This window comes from Allosphingosinicella sp. (assembly GCF_046295735.1).
In the GTDB taxonomy this organism is placed as follows: Bacteria; Pseudomonadota; Alphaproteobacteria; order Sphingomonadales; family Sphingomonadaceae; genus Allosphingosinicella.
In genome coordinates, this window is the sequence record NZ_JBKBMQ010000010.1 from 50,627 (window position 1) to 73,239 (window position 22,613).

Annotated in this window: 18 protein-coding genes; 1 reads left to right on the forward strand and 17 read right to left on the reverse strand. The window is 68.6% G+C overall.

Annotation, left to right across the window (positions count from 1 at the left end; all coding sequences use genetic code 11):
• The 6 genes from ACK4K7_RS10700 to ACK4K7_RS10725 form a co-directional block, all read right to left on the reverse strand.
• Positions 1-864, reverse strand: a complete 864-nt coding sequence (locus ACK4K7_RS10700) for an SDR family oxidoreductase (protein ID WP_431865888.1) — start codon at positions 862-864, stop codon at positions 1-3.
• A complete protein-coding gene (locus ACK4K7_RS10705) occupies positions 861-2,705 on the reverse strand; it encodes an acetyl/propionyl/methylcrotonyl-CoA carboxylase subunit alpha (RefSeq protein WP_431865890.1) in 1,845 nt (614 codons plus the stop codon). The genes ACK4K7_RS10700 and ACK4K7_RS10705 overlap by 4 nt, the downstream gene beginning before the upstream one ends.
• Before the next feature lie 80 nt (positions 2,706-2,785).
• Complete coding sequence (locus tag ACK4K7_RS10710) at positions 2,786-3,538, reverse strand: enoyl-CoA hydratase/isomerase family protein (protein ID WP_431865891.1); 753 nt, start codon at positions 3,536-3,538, stop codon at positions 2,786-2,788.
• Positions 3,535-5,151 (reverse strand): acyl-CoA carboxylase subunit beta, encoded by a 1,617-nt coding sequence (locus ACK4K7_RS10715; protein WP_431865892.1) that lies wholly within the window; start codon positions 5,149-5,151, stop codon positions 3,535-3,537. The genes ACK4K7_RS10710 and ACK4K7_RS10715 overlap by 4 nt, the downstream gene beginning before the upstream one ends.
• Positions 5,152-6,333 (reverse strand): acyl-CoA dehydrogenase family protein, encoded by a 1,182-nt coding sequence (locus tag ACK4K7_RS10720; RefSeq protein ID WP_431865893.1) that lies wholly within the window; start codon positions 6,331-6,333, stop codon positions 5,152-5,154.
• Positions 6,334-7,986, reverse strand: coding sequence for an AMP-binding protein (locus ACK4K7_RS10725; RefSeq protein ID WP_431865895.1), 1,653 nt, complete (start codon positions 7,984-7,986; stop codon positions 6,334-6,336).
• 154 nt (positions 7,987-8,140) lie between these two features.
• Between ACK4K7_RS10725 and ACK4K7_RS10730 the strand changes: the two genes are divergently transcribed.
• The gene (locus ACK4K7_RS10730) at positions 8,141-8,773 is read left to right on the forward strand and encodes a TetR/AcrR family transcriptional regulator (protein WP_431865897.1); all 633 of its coding nucleotides are present in this window, start codon (positions 8,141-8,143) and stop codon (positions 8,771-8,773) included.
• A gap of 217 nt (positions 8,774-8,990) precedes the next feature.
• Here the strand turns inward: ACK4K7_RS10730 and ACK4K7_RS10735 are convergent, their stop codons facing one another.
• The 11 genes from ACK4K7_RS10735 to ACK4K7_RS10785 form a co-directional block, all read right to left on the reverse strand.
• Positions 8,991-12,695 (reverse strand): hypothetical protein, encoded by a 3,705-nt coding sequence (locus ACK4K7_RS10735; protein ID WP_431865899.1) that lies wholly within the window; start codon positions 12,693-12,695, stop codon positions 8,991-8,993.
• Positions 12,696-12,737: 42 nt separating this feature from the next.
• Entirely contained in the window at positions 12,738-13,592 is an 855-nt protein-coding gene (locus tag ACK4K7_RS10740) for a hypothetical protein (RefSeq protein WP_431865900.1), read from the reverse strand.
• Positions 13,589-14,440, reverse strand: coding sequence for a hypothetical protein (locus ACK4K7_RS10745; RefSeq protein WP_431865901.1), 852 nt, complete (start codon positions 14,438-14,440; stop codon positions 13,589-13,591). The genes ACK4K7_RS10740 and ACK4K7_RS10745 overlap by 4 nt, the downstream gene beginning before the upstream one ends.
• Positions 14,441-14,478: 38 nt before the next feature.
• On the reverse strand, positions 14,479-15,588 hold the full coding sequence (locus tag ACK4K7_RS10750; protein ID WP_431865902.1) for a hypothetical protein: 1,110 nt from the start codon (positions 15,586-15,588) through the stop codon (positions 14,479-14,481).
• Positions 15,589-15,604: 16 nt separating this feature from the next.
• On the reverse strand, positions 15,605-16,315 hold the full coding sequence (locus ACK4K7_RS10755) for a hypothetical protein (RefSeq protein ID WP_431865903.1): 711 nt from the start codon (positions 16,313-16,315) through the stop codon (positions 15,605-15,607).
• A 5-nt stretch (positions 16,316-16,320) separates the two neighbouring features.
• Positions 16,321-17,949, reverse strand: coding sequence for a hypothetical protein (locus ACK4K7_RS10760; RefSeq protein ID WP_431865904.1), 1,629 nt, complete (start codon positions 17,947-17,949; stop codon positions 16,321-16,323).
• Positions 17,950-17,963: 14 nt separating this feature from the next.
• A complete protein-coding gene (locus tag ACK4K7_RS10765; protein ID WP_431865906.1) occupies positions 17,964-18,998 on the reverse strand; it encodes a polyprenyl synthetase family protein in 1,035 nt (344 codons plus the stop codon).
• On the reverse strand, positions 18,995-20,332 hold the full coding sequence (locus ACK4K7_RS10770; protein ID WP_431865908.1) for a hypothetical protein: 1,338 nt from the start codon (positions 20,330-20,332) through the stop codon (positions 18,995-18,997). The genes ACK4K7_RS10765 and ACK4K7_RS10770 overlap by 4 nt, the downstream gene beginning before the upstream one ends.
• Positions 20,332-20,733, reverse strand: a complete 402-nt coding sequence (locus ACK4K7_RS10775) for a hypothetical protein (protein ID WP_431865910.1) — start codon at positions 20,731-20,733, stop codon at positions 20,332-20,334. Before ACK4K7_RS10775 ends, ACK4K7_RS10770 begins: the two co-directional genes overlap by 1 nt.
• Before the next feature lie 19 nt (positions 20,734-20,752).
• A complete protein-coding gene (locus ACK4K7_RS10780) occupies positions 20,753-21,709 on the reverse strand; it encodes a hypothetical protein (protein ID WP_431865912.1) in 957 nt (318 codons plus the stop codon).
• Positions 21,710-22,055: 346 nt separating this feature from the next.
• Positions 22,056-22,607, reverse strand: coding sequence for a shikimate kinase (locus ACK4K7_RS10785; protein ID WP_431865914.1), 552 nt, complete (start codon positions 22,605-22,607; stop codon positions 22,056-22,058).
• Between the last annotated feature and the right edge of the window lie 6 nt (positions 22,608-22,613).

Consider the following 22,613-nt stretch of genomic DNA (forward strand, 5'->3'; position numbering starts at 1 on the left):
TCAATCCTCCAGCACGGCCGGCGGCGCGGCGCGGTGGAAGCCGTCATAAGCCGGTGCCGGCGCGTGATCGGGCAGCGGCCAATGGCCCTTCACATTGGGCGCGGCGCCGTCGACGCGCAGGGTCGCGCCCGAGACGAAGGCGGCGGCCGGAGACAGCAGGAAGCAGATCGCCGCCGATATCTCCGCCTCGGTGCCGAGCCGTCCGAGCGGCACCGCCTTGGCGAGGCCGCGGATCGTCTCGCGCATGGCGGGCGGATATTGATCGAGCCCCGAAGAGGCGATCCAGCCCGGCGCCACCGCGTTCACCCGCACGCCGCTCGGCCCCCATTCGAGCGCCGCGGTCTCGGTGAAATTGACCATGCCCGCGCGCGCGGCGCCCGAATGGCCCATGCCGGGCATGCCCATCCACATGTCGGCGACGATGTTGACGATCGCCCCGCCATTGGCCGCCATCCAGCGATTGTAGCAGGCGCGCGCCATCAGGAAGCCGCCGGTGAGGTTGGTCCGCACCACCGCGTCCCAGCCCTTCTGGTTGATCGCGGCGAGCGGCGCGGGGAACTGGCCCCCGGCATTGTTGACCAGCCCGTCGATGCGGCCGAAGCGGTCCAATATTCCGGCGATGGCCTCCTCCACCGCCTCCTCGACGCGTATGTCGAGGCTCCAGCAGGCGGCGCGGCCGCCATCCTCCTCGATCTCGGCACGGACCGCTTCGAGCTTTTCGGGCTTGCGGCCGACCAAAGCGACGGTGGCGCCGAGGCTGGCGAGCTCGTGCGCGGTGCAGCGGCCGATGCCGGAGCCGCCACCGGTTACGATCGCCACCTGCCCGTCGAACAGGCCGGGGCGGAAGATGGAGGCGTAGCTCATGCGTCGAGCTCCAAGCGCGCGAGCAGGGTGCGGGCGGCGACCTGATCGCCGGCCTTGACGGCAAGCTCGGCGACGATCCCGGGGCCGGGCGCCTTCAGCTCCAGCTGCATCTTCATCGCCTCCATCACCAGCAGTTTCTGTCCCTTCTCCACCCGGTCGCCCATCGCGACCGCCAGCTCGACGATCAGGCCCGGCATGGGGGCGATCAGCGTGTCGGGCGCGTCGCGGCGGGCGGCCGCGGCGCCGAGCGGGGTCTCCGCGAAGCGCCAGGTCTCGCCGTCATGGTCGAGCCAGGCGGTGTCGCCCTCGATCGTGACCTCGGCCGCGGGGGGAACGATGCGCTCGCCGCTCATCTCGACATCCTCGCGGCCCACCCGCATCGCCTCGCCGTCGAGCCGGATCGGCACGCGCGGGTCGCCATGGCTCCACCAGCCGGGCCGGGCCAGCGCCATGGCGGCGGCGGCCATGGCTTCCGCCGGCGGCGCGGGCCGTTCGAAGCGGGTCTCGGCGAGGAAGGCGGTGGTCGCCTCGCCTGCGGCGAAGGCGGGATGGTCGAGAATGCGCCTCAGGAAGGCGCGGTTGGTGACGACGCCGTGGACGCGCAGCGCATCCAGCGCGCGTGCAAGGCGCTGCCGGGCTTCGTCGCGCGTCGTGCCGTGGGCGATGACCTTCGCCAGCATCGGGTCGAAATGGGGGGTAACCTCCGCGCCTTCGTAGAGCCCGTGGTCGATCCGCACGCCGGGCGGCGGACGCCAGGCGAGCAGGCGGCCGGCCTGCGGCAGGAAGTCGTCATAGGGGTCCTCGGCATAGAGGCGCGCCCCGATGGCGTGGCCTTCGAGCGTCACCTCGTCCTGCGACAGCGGCAGCCTCTCGCCGCGGGCGACGCGCAGCTGCCATTCGACGAGGTCGAGGCCGGTCACCGCCTCGGTGACGGGATGCTCGACCTGAAGGCGCGTGTTCATCTCCATGAAGTAGAAGCTGCCATTGGCATCGAGCAGGAACTCGACCGTGCCGGCGCCGACATAGTCGACGCTGCGCGCCGCCGCGATTGCCGCCGCGCCCATCGCTTCGCGCAGGTCGGCGCCGACCGCCGGTGACGGCGCTTCCTCGATCACCTTCTGGTGGCGGCGCTGGACCGAGCAGTCGCGCTCGCCGAGATGGAGAATGTTGCCGTGCGCGTCGCCGAACACCTGCACCTCGACATGGCGCGGGGCGGCGAGCGCGCGCTCCAGGATCAGCTCGCCGTCGCCGAACGCGCTCTCCGCCTCGGCGCGGGCGCGGGCGAGGGCGGCGGGGAGGTCGGCGGCGTCGGCCACCAGCCGCAGCCCCTTGCCGCCGCCGCCGGCCGAGGCCTTGACCATGAGCGGCAAGCCGATCCGCTCCGCCTCGCGCAGCAGCGTCGCCTCGCTCTGGTCTTCGCCGTCATAGCCGGGCAGCACCGGCACGCCGGCCTCCGCCACCCGCCGCTTGGCGAGCCGCTTCGATCCCATCGCCCGGATCGCGTCCGGCGAGGGACCGACGAAGATCAGGCCCGCATCGCGGCAGGCCTGCGCGAAATCGGCATTTTCGGAGAGGAAGCCGTAGCCCGGATGGACCGCGTCGGCGCCGGCGCGACGGGCCGCGTCGATCAGGTCCGGGATGGAGAGGTAGGAGGGGATTTCGAGCGCGGAATCGGCGCTGCGCACGTGAAGGGCGCCGGCGTCGGGCGCGGTGTGGACGGCGATCGTGCTGATCCCCATGGCCCGCGCGGTGCGCACGATGCGGCAGGCGATCTCGCCGCGATTGGCGATGAGGAGGGTCGAAATCCTCCCCGCAACGGGGAGGGGGACCATGCGCAGCATGGTGGAGGGGGCCCCGGCGCTCGGGCCCCCTCCACCACGTCGCTTCGCGCCGCGGTCCCCCTCCCCGTTCCGGGGAGGAGTCATGGTGCCCCCCATGGCGGAGCGCTCCTCGTGAGGAAGGCGGTGATGCCGGCGCTCGCTTCCTCGCCGGCAAGCGCATCGGCGAATTCGTCCGCGGCTTCGTCGAGCAACGCGCCGAGCTCCGCCTCCTCGGCGCGGGCGATGAGGCGCTTGGTGGCGGCGACGGCGCGGGGGGCGCATCTGGCGAGGTCCGCCAGCGTCGCCTCCAGCAGCGCGTCGACATCGCCGACGGCGCTGGCCAGGCCGAGGCGCAGCGCCTCCTCGGCGCCGAGCGTGCCGCCGATCAGCGCGAGGCGGCGGGCCGCGGCCTGGCCGATGCGGCGCACCACGAAGGGGGCGATCTGGGCGGGGATCAGGCCGAGCCGGACCTCGGGCATGGCGAAGCGCGCGTCGGGCGCGGCGAGCGTCACGTCGGCGACGCAGGCGAGGCCGAGGCCGCCGCCCATCGCCGGCCCCTCGACCACGGCGACCAGCAGAGCGGGAAGCGCCTCGGCCCGCTGCAGCATCGCGCCGAAGCTCCGGTTCACGTCGCGGATCGCGCCGCCGTCCATCCCCTTCAGATCGCCGCCCGCGCAGAAGCTGCCGCCGGCGCCGCGCAACACGACGGCGCGCACCTCCGGATCGGGCGCGGCGAAGAGGGCGGACAGCTCCCGCACCATCGCGGCGTTCATCGCGTTGCGGCTCTCCGGGCGGTTCAGTGTCACGTCGAGCCGCCAGCCCGTGCGCGCCACCTTCAGCGTCTCGAAGCTCATCCGCGCGCCACTCCGAAGCTGTTGGGGCGAAGGCGCCGCAGTTCGGCCTCGCGCGCCATCGCCAGGCACATGGCCAGGATTCGCCGCGTATCGCGCGGGTCGATGATGCCGTCGTCCCACAGGCGCGCGCTGCCGAACAGAGCGCGGGTCTCGGGCTCCATTCGCTCGACGATCTGGCCGCGGACGATGGCGAGCGCCTCCTCGGGCATGTCCTGGCCGGTGCGTTTTGCTTTCTCGGCCATCAGGATCGCCATGACGCCGGCCGCCTGCTCCGGCCCCATCACCGAGGTGCGGGCATTGGGCCAAGCGAAGACGAAGCGCGGATCGAAGCTGCGCCCGCACATGCCGTAATTGCCCGCGCCGAAGCTGCCGCCGACCAGGAAGGTGACGTGCGGCACCGCCGAATTGGCGACCGCCTGGATCATCTTGGAGCCGTGCTTGACGATGCCGCCGCGCTCCGCCTCGGTGCCGACCATGTAGCCGGTCGTGTTCTGGAGGAAGCAGATCGGCGTCCCGGTCTGGTTGCACAGCTGGATGAACTGGGCGGCCTTGACCGAGCCGGCCGGGTCGATCGGGCCGTTATTCCCGACGAAGCCGCAGGGCCAGCCTTCGACCGCGCCCCAGCCGCAGACCGTCGCCGCGCCGTAATCGGGTTTGAAGTCGAGGAAGTCGCTCTCGTCGAGGATGCGGGCGAGCAGCTCGCGCACGTCATAGGGCTTGCGGTAATCGACCGGCACCGCGCCGGCGAGCTGGTCGGGATCGTGGAGCGGCGGGCGGGGCGGCTGCGGCGGGGCCGGGTCGAGCGCCTCCCAGCCCGTCTTCGCCACGATTTCGCGGGCGATGCGGATCGCATCGGCATCGTCCTCCGCGACATATTCGGCGGTGCCGGCGATGCTGGCGTGGAGATCGGCGCCGCCCAGCTCCTCGTCGGTCGCGACCTCGCCGGTGGCGGCCTTGAGCAGAGGCGGGCCGGCGAGGAAGATCTTGGCCCGGCCGCGCACCACCACGACATGGTCGGACAGGCCCGGAAGATAGGCGCCGCCCGCCGTGCTGGAGCCGTGGACGACGCAGATATGGGGAATGCCGGCGGCGGACAGGCGCGCTTCGTTGGCGAAGGTGCGGCCGCCCTCGACGAACATCTCGGACTGGTAGGTGAGATTGGCGCCGGCCGATTCCGCAAGGGTGACGATCGGGAGCTTGTTCTCCAGCGCGATCTGCTGGAGGCGCAGGCTCTTCTTCATCCCCATCGGGCTGACCGCGCCGCCCTTGATCGCGCTGTTGGACGCCGAGACGAGCACGCGCCGCCCGGCCACCCGGCCGATGCCCGCGATGATGCCGCCGCCCGCGGCATTCTCCCCGCCGTCATCGTCGTGCATCGCGGTGCCGGCGAAGGGGCAGAGTTCGAGGAAATCGGAGCCCCGGTCGATCAAGGCGGCGACGCGGTCGTGCGGCAGCATCTGGCCGCGCTTGTCGAACTTCGCGCGGGCGCGCTCGCTGTTGGCGCGGATGCGCCGCTCCAGCGCGCGCACCTCTTCGAGGAGAGCGAGCATCTCCTCGCGGTTGCGCGCAAAATCCTCGCCGGCGGGATCGACGCGGCTGTCGAGCCTCGGCACCTATTCGGCCGCCTTCAGCTCCGTGCCGAAGCGGACCTTCGGCAGCGTTCCCATATATTTGCAGATGATCGAGAGCATCACCTCGTCCGCGCCCGCGCCGATCGAGGTGAGGCGGCTGTCGCGGTACATGCGGCTGATCGGCGTCTCGTTCATATAGCCCATGCCGCCATGGAACTGCAGGCAGGTGTCGGCGACCTCGCGCAGCAGGCGGCCGCACTTCAATTTGGCCATCGAGGCGAGCAGGGTCGCGTCCTCGCCGCCGACGAACTTGTCGACCGCGCGGTAGACGAGCGCGCGCAACGCCTCGACCTCGGTCTTGAGCTCGGCGAGGCGGAAATGAAGATACTGGTTGTCGATCAGCGGCTTGCCGAAGGCGACGCGCTGGCTGGTATAAGCGATCGTCTCGTCGATCGCGATGTCCATGCCGCGGAGGCTGGTGGCCGCGCCCCACAGGCGCTCCTCCTGGAACTGGAGCATCTGGTAGACGAAGCCCATCCCCTCCTGCCCGATCAGGTAACGCTGCGGCACGCGCACGTCCTCGAAGAAGATCTGCGCGGTGTCGGAGGAATGCATGCCGAGCTTGTCGAGCTTGCGCGCGACGGTGACGCCCGGCGTCTTCATCGGGAGGACGATCAGCGACTTGTTCTTGTGCGGCGCGCCCTCGGAGGTGTTGGCGAGCAGGCACATATAATCGGCCTGGGTGCCGCTGGTCGTCCACATCTTGCCGCCGTTGATCACATAGTCGCCGCCGTCCTTGCGGGCGACGGTCTTGGTCGAGGCGACGTCGGAGCCGGCGCCGACCTCGGAGACGCCGAGGCACCAGACCACCTCGCCGGCGATGGTGGGCGGCAGCAATTCGGCCTTCAGTTCGTCCGATCCGAAGCGGGCGAGCGCGGGCGTCGCCATGTCGGTATGGACGCCGATCGCCATCGGCACGCCGCCGCAGCGGCAGGTGCCGTAAGCCTCGGCCGCCGCGGCGGCATAGCTGAAGTCGAGCCCCAGGCCGCCATATTCGACAGGCTTGGTGATGCCGAGCAGGCCGGCCTTGCCGAGCTTGGGGAACAGCTCGTGCGCCGGGAAGATGCCGGCTTTTTCCCATTCGTCGACATAGGGGTTGATCTCGTCCGCGATCACCCGCTCGACGGTGCGGGAGAGCTGCTCATGCTCGGGGGTCAGGCGCATTCAGACGCTCTCCACTTTCTCGCGCAGCTCGCGCCGCAGGATCTTGCCGACCGGGGACTTGGGAAGATCGGCGACCAGCTCGAACTGCTTGGGGACCTTGTAGGCGGTGAGCTGCTCCCGGCAATGCGCGCGCAGCTCCTCCTCGGTCAGCCCCGCGTCGCCGGCGACGACGAACGCCTTCACCCGCTCGCCGGCCTCCGGGCAGGGGATGCCGATGGCGGCGCATTCCACCACCTTGGGATGGCTCGTGATCACCGCTTCCACCTCGGACGGGTAAACGTTGAAGCCGGACACGATCACCATGTCCTTGGCGCGGTCGACGATGCGCAGCACGCCGCCCGGCTCCTTGACCACGATGTCGCCGGTGTGGAGCCAGCCGCCGGCCAGCGCCTTTTCCGTCTCCTCGGGCATGTCGAGATAGCCCTTCATCAGCTGCGGACCCTTGAGCAGCAGCTCGCCCGGCTCGCCGTCCGGCACGTCGTTCCCGTCCTCGTCCACCACGCGGATGTCGATGCTCGGCAGCGGCTTCCCGATCGTCCCGGTATAGTCGCCGCCGTCGAGCGGGGTGCAGGTGGCGAGGCCGCATTCGGTCATGCCGTAAAGCTCGTGGATGGGCACGCCGGTCAGCTCGCGCCAGCGCCGCTGCGTGGCGGGCGCGAGCGGGGCGGCGCCGCTGAGGCAGAGCTTGAGATCACGCGCGAAGGGAAGGAACCACTCCTCGTTCATCAGATTGGCGAAGAGGGTGGGAACGCCCGGCAGGAAGGTCGGGCGGAACTTCTCGAACGCCGGCTTCAGGTTGGTGAGCGGGCGCGGGTTCGGGATGAGGATGATGTGCCCGCCCTGCGCCGCCGCCTGCAGCATCATGCCCATGCCGAAGACATGGTAGAAGGGCAGCACGAGCAGGGTGCGCATCTCGTTGCCCGCGCGCCAGGGGCCGCCGAGATGCTCGACCAGCTGGTCGATGCTCGACACCATCGCGCCGTGCATCTGCATCACGCCCTTGGAGCGGCCGGTGGTGCCGCCGGTGAAGGACAGGCCGACCAGATCGTCCGGGCCGATCCCGGCCGAATAAGCGTCGATGCCGCGGCCGACCCGCCGCGCGTGTCGGCGGCCGGTCTTCAGCACGTCGCGGAAGCGGCGGTGGGGGACCCGGGTGGCCGGCACCATCTTCTTCACCCGGCGGAGCATGAAGTCGATCAGCCGCGCCTTCAATGCCGGGAACAGGTCGCCGACCGACAGTGTCACCACCTCGATCGGGCCGGTGCGGGCGACCACCGCCTCGAGCTCGCCCGCCAACGCGTCGAGCACGAACAGCACCTTGGCGCCCGACATCTCGATCTGGTCGGCGACTTCGCGGACCGTGTAGAGCGGATTGATGCCGGTCGGGACCATCCCGGCCTTCACCACGCCCTTGGAGATGGCCGGGAAGGCGAGGCAGTTGGGCGCCTGGACCGCGATCACGCTGCGGGGCGGAAGCTTCAGCTCCTCGCGCAGGAAGGCGGCGACCGCGTCGGCGGCGTCCTCCAGCTCGTCATAGCTCAGCGTCGCCGACATGCCGTTGGGCAGCACGCAGCTCACCGCCGGCTTGCCCGAATTGCGCTCGGCATAGCCGCGATAGAGCTCGACCAGGTTGCGCGGACCTGAAGCCTCCATATCCTCTCTCCGATCGGCCTTTTCGAGAACCGTTTTGCAAGCAGGATGGATTGCAAAATCGCCCCGGTCAACGCTTTCCGGCAGGGACCGAGGAGCAGCTACTTACCAGCAAATCATATTGTAATTGCCCGGGCGGCGGCGCAGATGTGCCCCTATGGAGGCACAAGCGAGGCAAAGGCGCAGCCAGCAGGAGCGGAGCGCCGCTGCGCGGCGGCGGCTGTGCGAGGCGACGATCGAGGCGCTCGCCCGCCACGGCTATCGCGGCACCACCACCCAGCGGGTGGCGGAGCTGGCCGAGCTGTCGCGCGGCGCGATGCAGCACCATTATGCGTCCAGGGTGGATCTGGTGGCGGACGCGGCCGAGCATCTGCTGAACGGGGCGCTGGCGCGGACGATCGAGGCCGCGCGCCGCCTCCAGCCCGGCAGCGCCGATCCGTTCCGGATCCTGGTCGGGGAGCTGTGGCAGCGGCTGGCGTCCGACTGGCGCTACGACGCGTCGCTCGAACTGTTCGTGGCGCTGCGCAGCGACGCCGAGCTGCGGGCGCGGGTGCAGCCGATGATGGGAAGGCTGGCGGACGCGCTGGCGGAAGGGATCGGCGGCCTGTTCAGGGCGCGGCGGCCCGGCGACGATCCGGAGCTGCTGGTGCGGATGACCTTCACCCTGCTGCGCGGCCTCGCGCTCGAGGCGCCGGTGCAGCGCGACCCCGCGGTCCTGCGCCGGATGCTCGATCAATGGGCGGACCTGCTCGGCGACCGCCTCCGCCTCGCCGGCGAAGCGGAAGTTTAGGAAGGTTCCGCGCTTGGGAAAAATTCCGTCGATCAATCGCGGGGAATTGATCAACCGGATCGATCGAGCGGGCGGAAGAGCGCGCGGGCAACCGCCCCCCTGCGGCCGGGACGGCGCGGCGTGCGACTCGGACGGGCGGGCGAGCTTCATGAGCGACAGAGAACCACATAGGTTCGCCTGTAGGAAAGCCCCCAGTTGCGCTCCGCCTCCTGCCGCCTCAGGCGGCGAGGCGGGCCGTGGTGGCGGCGCAGCCGCCGGCGAAGGCCGCGATCGTGTCGAGCACCTTCTGGGCCGCTTCCTTGCTGAGGCCGTAGAATTCGGTCAGCACCTTGCCGATGTCGTCGACCCCCTCGACGAGCTTCGAGGCGATCGCGCGCGCCCAGAAGTCGACGTCCTTGAAGAGCTGCTCGAGCCATGCCTTGACGGCGTCGAGGATCTTGCCCGGCAGCGCCTTCAGCGTGTCGACCGAGACGTCGAGCGACACCGAGCCCGAGAAGCTCTTGCCCATGAAATCGAGGCCCACCTCGAACTTCGCCCACATGTCGGTCGGCGAAACTCCGATGTCGGCCGCGGCGTGGACATAGGTTCCGACGTTGATCTTGCCCAGCGGACCCAGGTCGATCGTGCCGATACCGACCTTCACCGAGCCCGTGCAGCTCATGTCGGTGACGCCGGCGAAGGAGCCGTGGAAGTCGTAATCGATCCCGACGATGAAATTGCCGGACATGTCGAAGACCGCCCGGCTCGCTCCGACGCTGACATAGAGCCGGCGCGTCAGGCCGAGCATCGTCAATTGTCCGTCGATCAGGACATGCGGGTCCTTGAACGGCGGCGCGCGGTTCGGCTGCTGGTAGGTGGACACCGAGAGTATGGGGCCGGCATCGCCGGCGCTGTTGGTCAGCGAGAAGAGTTCGGGCGTGCCGATCACCACTTCGCTCATCGTGCCATCGACCGCGATGCCGTTCGTCGTGTCGACGCTGACCGTGGCCGAGGCTTCGAACGTCAGCACCTCGACCGCTCCATTCACGAGAAAACCCTGCGGATAGGTCGTGTTGGCGATTTCGACCTTTTGCGGCGCGACGTAGAGCTGCGGATCGAGGGTGACGACGATCCCCGCATCCGTCTTCGTCGCCGTATAATGGCGCATCTGGTTGGCGAGGTTGGTGACGAACCAGTGTTCGCCCGGCGTGCCGACGTTGACGAGCACCTGCGCGGTGGTGGTCGGAAGCGGCACGCCGGCATTGACGAAGGCCGCGGAAATGGCCGGGATGTCCATCTTGTCCAGGCTGTCGGCGGTCGCGGCGGGAATCGTGAAGGCCTGCGTTCCCTTGAGCGCGATCTCCTTCAGCACCGCCTCGATATCGGCGGGTACGTTGCCGTCGCTGAAGGCGTCGACGACGTCGGCCAGGGTGAGGTCGCTGATCGAGCCCGCGAGCAGCGACTGCTTGGGATCGGCGCTGTTGAAGAAGACCGCGACCGAGGAATGAAAGTCGCCGGCGGTGATCGCCCCGGCGGCGCTCACCGAGGGGATGCCTTCCCAATCGACGCCGATGACGAGCCCGAGGTTCGACAGCTGGATGCCGTCAAACGTGACCGTGCCCTTCATCCCGCCCATGAACAGGATGCCGGTCGGGAAGACCTGGAGCGAGAGCATCCAGGCCTGGGCCTGGCCGCCGATATGGGTGACGAGCGTTCCGTCGATGAAAAGGCTGACGTCCTCGTCGAGGATGCGTCCGCCGAAGCGCCCGGTGAGGGGCATGCCGCACAGCGTGGTGTCGATCGACAGGAACAGTGCGCTGTTGCTGGACGGCACGGCGCCGACCTGAAGCGTGATCGAGACGACCGTCTTGAGGCCGAGCAGGTCGCGCATCAGCTTCTGGTCCTGGGCGGACAGGTCGAGCGTCCAACGGCCGTAGGCGTTGAGGCCGCGGATCACGCCGCCCTTAGCGATCTGGACGCCCGGGCCCGGAGGCAGCGAGGGCGTGTCGAACGCGGAGGCGGGGACGAACTGGAAGGCGGGATCGTCGAACGACGAGACGAGCAGGAGGAGCTCGTCCATGTGGAACACGCTCTCGAGCGGCGCCAGTCCGCCGAGGCCGGGCAGCTTCGACAGACGCGGGTCGACGAGGTCGAGCCCGAAGGCGAAGCCCCAGGTGCCGCTCGCCCGCCGCGCCTCGAAGCCCACCCAGCCGAGACCCTCTATGTCGGTGGCGAGCAGGAATTTGAGATCGGCGCCAACCTTCTCGATCATCGCGACATTGTCGAGCAGGACGATGTCGAAGCCGCCGGGCAGGAAATCGAGGCTGCTGCCGGTGAGGTCCTTGGCGAGGCCGACCAGGGAGATTTCGGGGAATTCGCTGCGCAACAGGAAATCGCCCGGGCTCTGGTAGCTCACGCCGAGCTTGACGCCGGCGATCGTGAGCGCGCCGCCGAAACGGGCGGACGCCGTGCCGCCGGCCGGCCGGACGATGCTCGCCATCACGTCCGAGACGGTGAGGCTCGTCGGGCCGAGGGCGATCGTCCAGGGCGGATCCTGCGCCGCGGCGACGGCGAAGGCGACCGTGCCCGCCTTGTCGACGTAGAAATCGAGCGCGTTGAGGGTCAGATCGGGCAGCACGTCGGGAACGTCGAAGCCCACATATTGGGCGACCTTCGACAGCGGGATGGCGGCCGGAGCAGCAAGGCTCGCCCGGGCCGACACCTCGGGATAAGCGAGGTCGATGTCGAAGACGGCGCCGAACAGCTCGACCCGGCCGCCGATCGTCAGGGTGATGGCGCGATCGCTCCCGAACGGATCGGCGACGCTGAAGCTGGCGATCAGGCTGTCGATCGTGAAGCCCGGGAGCACCTGGGTGTCGAGATCCGGGATGCCGACCGCGATCGAGACCGATTCGACCTTCAGCGAGGGACCGATGTCGAGCACCGCCGCGATCAGGCTGAGCTTGCCCAGCGTCTTGGCGAGGCCCGCCTGGACGTCGGACGGGAGAACGCCGGCGAGGTCCTGGCCGCCGACGGCGTCGGTCATGTCGGCGAGCTTCTGGAAGTTCACGCCGCTGAACGCCCCGATGGCCGAGACCCGGCTGGCCGACAGGGCGCCGATCAGCGTCACGTCCGCCGCGATGCCGGCGCTCGGGATCGACAGCGTGGCGCTGCCGGCCGCGATCGGGGAATAGGTCGGGTTCGCCGCCATCCAGTCGGCGTCGGTCGGCGAATAGAAGCGGATGCCGACCGCGTCGAGGCCGAGCTTGTCGCCGAGCGTCGCGTGGCCGATCTCCGCGAACAGGTCGATCCCGGGCGACGGCCAGGTCGTCTGCCAGGGCATCGTCGGGATCGGCGCGGAGGGGAGCGGCGGCGTCGTCTCGCCCTTGAGCGGGATGAGGACCGGTCCGACCAGCGGGATCTGGAGGGTGGAGGGCGGGATGAGCTTGCCGAGGATGCCGAGCATGCCCGCAGGCTGGAAATCGCCGGCGAAGCTCACGCCCACCGGCAGCTCGGCCCCGGTCACCGGATCCTGCTCCCCCTGCGCGGTGGCGATGAAGAAAGCGGGGGTGGCGATCGTCAGCCGGTCGAGCAGGCTTGCGCCGTTCGATCCGGCGCCCTGCGACCCTCCGGCGAACGGCGGCAGCGAGGCGAAGCTGTCCGAGAAATGCCAGCCGTCGGCGGCGGCGAAGCGGGCGTTGAGGCTGGCGCCGTCGCTCAGCGCGGTGGCCGAGACCGTTGCCTTGACGCTCCCGCCGAGCAAGGTGGCGTTGCCGACCACCGTGACCGTCTCGCCGTCGACGCTGCGGTCCGCGCCTGTGACCAGGATCGGCTTGCCGCCCGTGAGTCGCTGCAGCGCGTCGGCCATCACCGGGCCGAAGCCGTCCGCGCCGAGCGTCAGCGTGCCATCGACGACTGGAATCAACTGGCTGGGATCGGTCATCTCGGTCTCCTGGAAAGGGGAGGACGGGGAATAAAGGTCGGATCAGATCGTCGCGCGGATCGCGGCATGATCGGAGGCGAAAGCGGCGCGCGACTGGGCGAACACGCGCACGTTGGCGAGCGGCACCGGCGCCGGATTGCTGAGCAGCCAGTAATCGTAGCAATTGACCGCCGTGGTGTTGACGAGGGCGCCCGCGATCGCGTCGCCCACCCGCTGTGCGCGATAGGTGAGCAGCGGCATGTTGCCGCGCCGCTTGCGAAGATCGCGGGGAAGGACGTTGTAGTCGCCGCCGATATAGATCGTCGCCGCGGCATAGGGGCCGGGCAGGGCGTTCCGGATATTTTCCGCGCAGGACTGGAGCCCGGAAAAACCCGTGGAGCGATCACCGAGATTGTACATGTTGTGCATGAACATGACGACGACGTTGCCGTAGCCGCCGGCCAGCGCCCCGGCGATGAAGGCGGGCCCGCGGCTGTCGACTGCCTGGAACGGAGCGCCGGGGATGGTCAGCACCGGCGCTGCCGGCCCCGCCGGCGGTGCCGGGGACACGTAGGGCGTCCAGGTCCGCGTCATGTTGTTGTAGACGACCATCCCCGCATGGGTCGCGGCGAGTTGGACCGGGTCCCAGGTGATGCCGATATATTCGGTGAGGCCGAGCGCCGAGGTGCCGACCTGCATCACCGCGATCCGGGTGAGGCCCGCCCCGAGGATCGCGGAAAACCCGAGCAGCCGGTTCCTGAGCGTCAGGTTCGGATTGCTGATCTCGGTGAAGCCGGCGACGACGACGCCGGCACCGACGCCCGCGGCCATCGCCCCGAAGGCCGCCGTGAAGGCCGCGTTGCGGCCGGCCGATCCGCCGCCGAAGGTGCGCATGTTCTGGTGGAAAATGGCGGTCATGTCGGCACCTCCGCGTGGAAATGGGAGCAGGGACGGATCGCGTTCACAGGACGAGCCCGATGCCCGAATGGTCGGACGCGTTGGCCACCCGCGTCTGCGGGAAGACGTGGGCGTTGGCGGCGGCGACCAGCGGATCGGTGACGAGCCAGTAATCGTAAGGATTGGCCGCGGTCGTGTTGATGGGAACGCCGAACGCCATCGCCGCGCGGGCGTAGAGATCGACGCCGCGGCCGTTGGCCATGTCGTGCGGCTCGGCGTTGAAGTCGCCGCCGATCAGCACCGGCGCCGCCCAGCGCCGTGCGCACCATCGCCGCACAGCGGCGCAGGCCGGAGAGGCCGCCGCTCCGGTCGCCGAGATTGTACATGTTGTGCATGAACATGAAGATGCCGGCGACGCCGCCGATCGTGCCCGCCACCCAGGCCGGCCCGCGGCTGTCGAGCGCGCCATAGGCCATGTGCGGGGCGGGGATGTAGGCGTTGGCGAAGGGCGCGAGTTGGCCGTTCGCGACCCACGAGCGCGAGAGATTGTCGTAGGTGACCTGGCCCGCCGCCGCCACCGCGATCTGCAAGCTGTTCCACGTCACCACGATATATTCGGTGGTCCCGAGCGCCGTGGTGCCGACCTCCATCACCAGCAGGTTGTCGATGCCGGCGTCGAGCGTCGTCGCGAGCACCGCCATCTGCGCCTGGAGGCCGATCCCCGCCCCCGTGATCTCGGTGAAGCCGGCGACGGCGACCGCCGCCGGAAGCACGGCCGCGATGCCGCCGAAGCAGACGCCGTAGACGGCGTTGCGGATCGCCGAATGGCCGCCGAACACCCGCATGTTCTGGTGGAAGAGCATCGGCATGAGGCGGGGTTCCGGTCGATCCGCGCGGGGGGGGTTGCTCAGCTCGCCGTCACGTCGGCGTTGCCGGTGAGGACGAGCTGGCTGCCCTGTCCGGCGACGGCGAGGTCCCTGGGCGTCAGCGTGATGTTCACGCCTTCGAACGCGCCGTTCAGCACCGGCACGTCCATCAGGGTCCGGTTGAGGTTGCCCCGGATGCTGTCCTGGATCTTCCCGCCGATGACGTCGTTGAGGATGGCGGTGATGATCGCCGTCACGATGCCGCCGCCGATCGTGTAGACCCAGGCCAGCCAGTTGGACGGATTGAGCGAGACGCTCGGCCGCGAGACGTCGCCGCCGCGGATGACGAGGCTGCGGCCGTCGACCGCGATGTTGAGATTGACGTTGACGGTGCCGATGTCGATGTCCCAGTCCGCCCCGGCGGAGCTGTAGGTCCCCGAAAGGTGGAGGTTCAGCCACAATTGCCCGTTGGCGAGGCCGGCCTCGTAGCCGTTGAGGTGCACGTCGGCGCCGCTCGCCGAATAGTCCTTGGGCACCTGGGCCCAGAAGGTGGTCTGGACGATATATTGGAGGAGCGGCTGCGAGATGTAGGCCGCGAAGTCGGTCGAGAGCCCGGGAGTGGGGGGGATGGTGACCGGCATCTGGAGGCCGCCCGCGGCCGCGCCCTGGCCTTGCCCGATCTGCAGCGCGTAGCCGGCGAAATGGACGCCGTCGATGACGTTGAGCTGGATTGCGAGGGTGGAGACGAAGTCGTTCACCTGGGCGGTGATGTCGGCTTTCTTGGCGTTGAGCACCGCCTGGAGGAACGGGTCGGCCGAGGTGAAGCTGATGTCCGCGACGCTGAACTGCACGCTGCCGGCGGCCACCACGATCGCGCGGCAGCTCGCCACCACGTCGCTCGTCCCCTGCTGCGACGGCCCGCCGTCCGGCGTGGTGGTGACGTCGAGCGGCATGGTGAGGGTGAACATCTGTCCGCCGCCCGCGCCGGTGAACTGGAACTGGGGCGGCGCGCTCACGCCCCAGGAGACGGTGAGCTGCATGGACGGGATGGTTCCCGAGCGGCTCATCTTCGGCTGAATGGCCGGGAAGACCGACTGGCTCGCCCGGTTCAGGAACGCGGCCGAGAAGGACAGGATGAAGTCTGCGGACATGGTGGGGATCTCCTTTTCAGCTCGAGCCGAGCGCCGCGCGCGCCTCTTTCGTCGCCACTTCGGACAGGCTCGAGAGCACCGCCTGGCTCGAAAGCTGCGCGTTGACCTTGTCGAGGAAGCTTGCCTGCATGTCGGGCTGGTTGAGGATGTGGTTGATGGTCTGCTTGAACACGGTCGGGAGGTCGACCGCGATCGTCATCACGCCGGCGGGAAGGTCGAGCGCGATCGACAGGGAGGTGAAGGCGATCTCCACCGTCGAGAGGCCTCCATCGCCTTCGGTCGCGGTGAAGACGCCGGTCAGGTCCTCGACGGCGCTGATCGTGAGCAGGATCGTCCCGGGCGGCATCGGCTGCCCGGCGATCGTGACGTCGAGGTCGCCATGGGCGGCTGCGACCGCGGGGACGTCCGGGGGACGCGTATAGCCGGGTTGCTCGTTGGGCAGGACGGCGTGGAAGGTGACGGTGTCGCCGTCGACGCTGATCTCCGGATTGCCGTCGGCGTCGAAGGCGACCTGGACGTTGCTGAGCCCGCGCACGACGAGGTTGCGGATGACAATGCCGATCTGCACGCCCTGGATGTCGATGGTGCCGAGATCGATGCTGTCGATCGTCCGCGGGTCCAGCGCGCCGCCGTTCGGATCGTGCAGGATGGTCGCGATGTAGAAGTCCGAGCTGGGCGTCAGCAGGATGTTCTCGATCATCTCGATGAGCTGGTTGTCGTCGGCCATGATGTTCAGTTTCCAAGTTGCGAAAGGATCGCGTTGCGGGCGATCTGGGTGAACTGTTCCGAAATCGCCCCCTGCTGCTCGGCGAGGGCGGTGTTCAGGGCGGCGAGGACCTGCTGCTGGACGTCGGACTTGGCGAACAGGGCGTCGAGTATCTGTTCCAGCGGGCCGTTGGGCGGATCGAGCGAGACCGAGGGCGCGATCCGCGCCGCGCTGACATCGGCCGAGACCTGGCTCATCGTCATCGTCAGATGATCGACGTCCGCGCCCGAGGGCGTCATCGTCAGGTTCACGAAGACGTTCTCGATGGTCGCCACCAGGGTGCCCTTCAGCGGGACCGGCTTGAAGCCCTGCTGGACGAGCGAGAAACGCGCGGAGAAGGTGAGCGGCGGTGCCGGCGGCACCGGCATCGAGACCGAGCCGCCCTGACGCGGAACCTGGTGCGCCGGACCTTCGGGCAAGCTCCCGAGCGCGACCCGCGTCGAAAAGCTGGTGGTCGCGAGGATCGTCTGGTCGAGCGGCGCGGCGGCGTTGGAGGCGCCGGCTAGCAGGACGTCGGTGAGGACGATGCCGCTATAGACGAGCCCCTTTATCGTCTGGTCGGGAACGTCGACCTGCGGGTTGGAATAGGGCTCGAGCACCGGGTCGTCGCTGCTCGCCAGCTGGAGGGGAAGGAACCAGCTGCTGCCGGGATCGGCGAGCGACAGGCGGACACGGTCGAACAGGAATTGATCGACGGGCGTCAGCGCTTTCTGATCAGGCCCATCGACCGGCAGGCCGGAGGCGGGCAGCGGACCGAAGATGCCGTCGAGCACGCCCGTCGTCTTGTCCGAGAGAAGGCGATTGACGCTTTCCAGATTTTCCTGCGCGGACAGCATCTCGTTGATCGCCGAGAGGAAGGCGCCGGCCGCCTGCGGATCGCTGAGGGCGTCCTGGATCGTCGCCATCAGCTGCGCCTTCTGCGGCAAGTCGTCGTCGAGGGTGAGGTTCGTGAAATTCAGAGCCGGTCCCGTGGGCGACGTTCCGACGATCTCGAGAGCGCTGACGGCGATCGTGTTGACCCGGCCGGCGCCGGTTCCCGAGATCGTCGCGCCCGCCGTCGCGACCAGCTTGCAGTCCGTCACGACCACCGTGAAGCTGCCATGGCCGGTGATGGTCACTTTCTCGCCGGTGGCGATGACCTCGAGCTTCTGCTCGATCTCGTAGCGCCCGCTGAAGGTGAGCGGAGGCATGGGATTGCCGCCGACCTCTCCCTGATAGGCGTCGAAGGCGAGATCGATGTGCACGACATAGCCGTCCGGCGTCGGCTGGTTGCTCGTATCGGCGAGCTTCATGTTCTGAAGCCCGTCCAGGGTGACGTTGGGCAAGGTCAGCAGCGGAAACATCGCGTCCGGGTCGGGTTTGGTGTCAACCTGGTTCATGATCGAATAGACGCTGTTGAACGTATCGGCGACGAAGCCGCCGTTGGTGCCGGTGAGCGCGCCGAGATCCTGCCGGCCGGCATGAATGGGCAAGGTCGGGCTGCCGTCGTCATTGCGCAGCTGCATCAGCAGCGCCGGAAGCCACATCCTGGTGTTGGCGGGATCGTTGACGCGCGGCTGAACGGTATTGAGGATGAATCCCATGAGGGTGGTCATGATCGGCCTTCCTCCTAACGGTTGAGCGGCCGGTCGACGGTGTCGCGGGCGATCCGCCGCAATGCGTCGCGAAACGGGCTCGGTGGGAACGGCTCAAGGTAGAACAAAGCGTCCTCGGCCTCGCGGCGCGCATCGGCGTAAGCGGCATCGACGGCCCCGCAATCCCGCAGCATGTCGAGCGTGTCCTCGAGCGCGGCGCCTTCGGGCGCTCCGAGGCCCCGCATCGCCCTTCCGACCGGCGAGTCCGGTCCAAGCCGATCATATGCATAGAGGAGAGGCAGCGAATGGCGGCCGAGCGCGAGATCGACGCCGGCCGACTTGCCCGCCATCGCGTCGAGTTCGACGATGTCCCGCACGTCGTCCATGATCTGGAACGCGCGGCCGAGCGCGCGCCCGAAGAAGCCGCCGCGGCGGATGTCGCGCGTGCGGCCGCCGGCGAGATCGATCCCCGCCTGGCAGGCGAGGCGGAACAGGGCCGCGGTCTTGCGGTCGATGGTCTTGAAATAGCGTTCCCGCCGCTGCTCGCTGGTTTCGGGAAGGAAGCGGTCGAGCTCGTCGAGCTCGCCGCGGCAGACGTCGAACGCGGCGTCCATCACGCGCCTCACCAGCGCCATGTCGCTTTCGGTCTCGACCGCGGCGGCGAAGCCGCGCAGCGCCTGGACGAACTGGAGATCGCCGACGAGCACGGCGATCTTCGTGCCGCGCGCGGCGGAGACGCTCGGCAAGCCGCGGCGCATCGGCGCCTCGTCGATGACGTCGTCGTGGATCAGGGTCGCGACGTGCAGCATCTCGAGCGACGCCGCGCCCTTGTAGACCTTGTCCGGCAGCGGCCCGGTCCAGGCGACCAGGCGGGCGGCGAGCAGCATGACGCGCGGCCGGATCTTCTTGCCGTTGGCGAACATCGAGAATTCGAGCTCGGTGAGATAGGGCGCCTGCGGGTCGAGCGCCGCCTCCACCTCGGCGCGGAAGCGCGCCATGTCCGCTCGCTGGAGCTCCTCCGCGTCCGCCGCGCGGTCGCGGGTCAGCACGGCCTGGCCGGACCCGGTCACGCCGGATGCGCCGCGAGCCCGCGCACCAGGCGGGTCAGCTGGCTGTTGATCCGATCCTCGATGATGCCGCGCAGGAAGGCGGCGCTTTCGAGCCGCTCGCGCGCCACTTGGCCCGCCTCGCCCGGCCATTGCGCGCCGCCATAATCGAGCCCGTCGAGCGAGAGGGTCGACTGGACGAGCTTCACCGTGATCGCCCCGTTGGCCTGGCGGGTCAGCCGGAAGCGGTAGGCGGTCCGGCCGACGGCCACCGCGCAATTGCCGGCGGCGATGGTGAGGCGGGCCGCCGGATCGCGCACGCGCAGCGATTCGGCATAGATTTCCTGGAGCGCCTGCACCTCGTCGTCGTTGAGGTCCATGCCGCGTGCCGCCAGCATGTCGAGATGGCGCTCGTCATGGCTGTTCTGGACGATGCTGAGCAGCGGCGCATGAAGCGGATGTTCCTCGGGCGAAGCCAGGAGCATGACGAGAGGAGCGGGCTTCGTCTCGTTGACCGTCGAATAGACGTCGTCGCCGGTCATCGGATTGACGTTCGTCTTCGAGTTGCCGGTGCCTTCCACCGTCGTGCCGAACTTCAAGGCGGCCGCCGCAGCGTCCGGATTGCTGTTCACGCAGGCCGCCCACACGTTCAACTTCTGCTGAAACGCGTTCATGTTGTAATTGACGCCGCTGGTGCCGAACGTCTTGTCGGGCGGGTTCACGACCGTGCCCTGATCGAGCGCGTCCGACGTGTGGTCGCTCATTTCCGCGACCGCGCCATTCGCCGACCAGTGCTGACGGAGATAGGCATTGCTCTTGAAGGCGTCGTGATAGACGTCGTTGAACTGGTTGTAGGCGTCGAGCATTTGCTGGCCGGCCGCCGATTGGGCGAGCTTCGGCTTCTGCTCGTTGGCCTGCATGATCTGGTCGTACTGCTTCTCCGTGATCGCCGGCGGATCGTCGGTCGCACCGGCCACCGCGCCCAGGCTGAGCGCGTCGAGCGCGGGAAACGGCCGGACGGCGCCGCCGATATCGAGATCGATGCTGGGCGACTCCAGGCCGAACAGCTCATAATGCCCCTGAAGCTGGGCGGCGCCGAGCGTGACGGTGACCTCCTGCGTGCCTTCGTCCTCATCGGGTCCGAGCGCCACGTCGGCGATGGCCAGCGGTCCGAATTCGAGCCTGGCGAACTCGATCATCAGCGAGCCGCCGATCTCGCTTCCGGGGACGGCGACATGGCCCGCGAGCGGGAAAGGTCCGGCGCTCGTCACCGAAAAATGAATCGGCAGCGCGCCGGCGAGGGTCCCCGGACCGCTGTTCGCGGAAAGACGCGTGAAGAAGGACTGGATCGAGGCCATCAGCCGTTGCTCCCGCTGGTTGGATTGACGGCAACCGAGAGGGTGGCGGTCACCTTGAGGTAGTCGGTTCCGCCGAGCGTGGCGCCGCCGAGCGCGAGCCCGCTCGCGGTGATCGTCACGTTATCGACGGGGATGGGCGGGATTTTGCCCAGGTTCATCGTCTTGCCCTGCAACATGTCGCGGGGCTTGGGATTGACGGCGGCGACGATCAGCTCCGCGATCGGGATCAGCACGGCGGAGATGATCTTCTGGACGAAATTGCCGGAGGGCGTCAGCGACAGCCCGATGTCGGGGACGTTCGTGACGGTCGCCGTGAGCGCATCCTCCACCACCGTGACCGAAATGCCGATCGTGGCCGGAGACGGTTTGAACGAGACGTCGTAGGAAATGGCGTCGGACATTTCGGCATCCCTCTCCGGTTCAGATTGCGAGCAAAGCGGCGCCGGCGGCGCAGCCGACCGCCGCGAGCGCCATGCCCGCCGGCGTCAGCGAGCCGCCGACGTTGAGACTGGCCGTGATCGAGGCGTTCACCGTCAGCGGCGACAGGGTGCCCACGGTCGCGCTGATGGAATCGAGGCTGCCGTGGTAGTTCCAGTCGGCCAGGCCCTTGAAATTGCCGCTGTCGCTGAACGTCTGGCCGACATAGGGCTGCACGCCGGCCGCGAGTGCGGAATCGATCAGCGGCTTGCTCGCCAGCACGAAGACCGGATCGGTCGGCCATGCGACGCCGCTTGTGTCGAGCGGCGCGGCGTTGGTCGTGAGCGTGGCGGCGGCGACGAGCTGGTTGCCTGAAAGCGCGATCTGGAGCGGATTGAGCGAGACGCCGTGCCAGCTGAGCGCCGGCACGTGGATGACGCCGAGCATCTCGGTCACCGCCTTGAACAGGGCGGGGACCAGCATGGTGTTGAAGATGGCCTTGTCCCAGGGCGCGAAATCGCTCTCGTCGATCTTCAGACCGACCAAAGTCACATCGATCTCGCCCGCCGGAAAGGCCAGCGTCGCATAAGCGACGACGTTCCAAGTCTCTCCGCCGACCGGATCGATCCCGGGAGCGGTGTAGCTCGCCGTCATGTCGGGGATGGTAAGCGCCGCCATCGGGCCGGTCGGCAGCGGTTTCTTGTCGGCGCCGTTGGTGTTGCCGGCCGAATCGAGCGAAGCGTCCCAATCCGCTTGCGACGGCGCTCCGAAGGCGAGGACGGGCGCGTTTTTCAGCTTCCAGGTGACCGTCACGTCGCCGAGCGGCGGCACGTTCTTCGTCGTCGTTCCGTCGAACGGATTGTTGCCGGGCGCAGCCTGTTCGGCGGACGAGTAATATTGTGAAAGCAACGAGTTCAGGGGATCGAGCCCAATACCTCCCGCGGCGTCGAAATTCGCCATTCCCCCCTCCCTGTACGCAGCGCGACATCTTTAAGCCGTCACTGGAGCCAGTGACGGGCCGAGTCTTTTCGTCGACATGCCTGTGATTCGGGACGTTAAATCTTTGAACGCGGCGTTTCAAGCGGCTCTGGCAGATTCTTTACTGCAGTTCTTCTAAAGCGGAAAAGTTGTGGTGGAGGAGGTGAGGAGATGAAGGTCCATGATTATGCTAACGTCTTCATAAACCACTTTTGTTCTGAGGGTGGCGGTACAACATTCATGACATGTGGGCGATCGGGTGACTTGGGAGCGCAAGCATGCCGATGCTGAAACCCGCCTGACGCGAAGTCGTAACGGGGCCGCGCCTTCAGCCCGGCTGGCCGCTTTCGCTCCGCTCGACCAGCGCGCGGACGATCTCGTCCACCGTCCGCTCGTGCGGGGCGCCCTGGCTGCGGATGCGGATATGGGCCTGGGCGTAGAGCGGGTTGCGGACGGCGGCGAGGTCCTGGAGGACCGGCAGCGGATCGCGGTTGCGGAGCAGCGGGCGGTGGTCGCGCCGGCCGACCCGCTCGGCCAGCGTCGCGGCGTCGGCGTCGAGCCAGACGGCGACGCAGCGGTCGAGGATGAGGGCGCGGGTGGCCGGGTTCATGAAGGCGCCGCCGCCGGTCGCGATCACCTTGGTCGAGCCGTCGATCAGGCGGGCGATCACCCGCCGCTCGCCGTCGCGGAACTGCGCCTCGCCGAAGCGGTCGAAGATTTCGGCGATGCTGCGCTGGGCGGCGCGTTCGATCTCCTCGTCCGCGTCGACGAAGGGGAGGCCGAGCCGGCGGGCCAGCCGCCGCCCCACCGTCGTCTTGCCGGCGCCCATCAGGCCGACGAGCACGATCGGGCGGCCAAGGCGGGGAAGCGCTGAAGTCATTGCTTC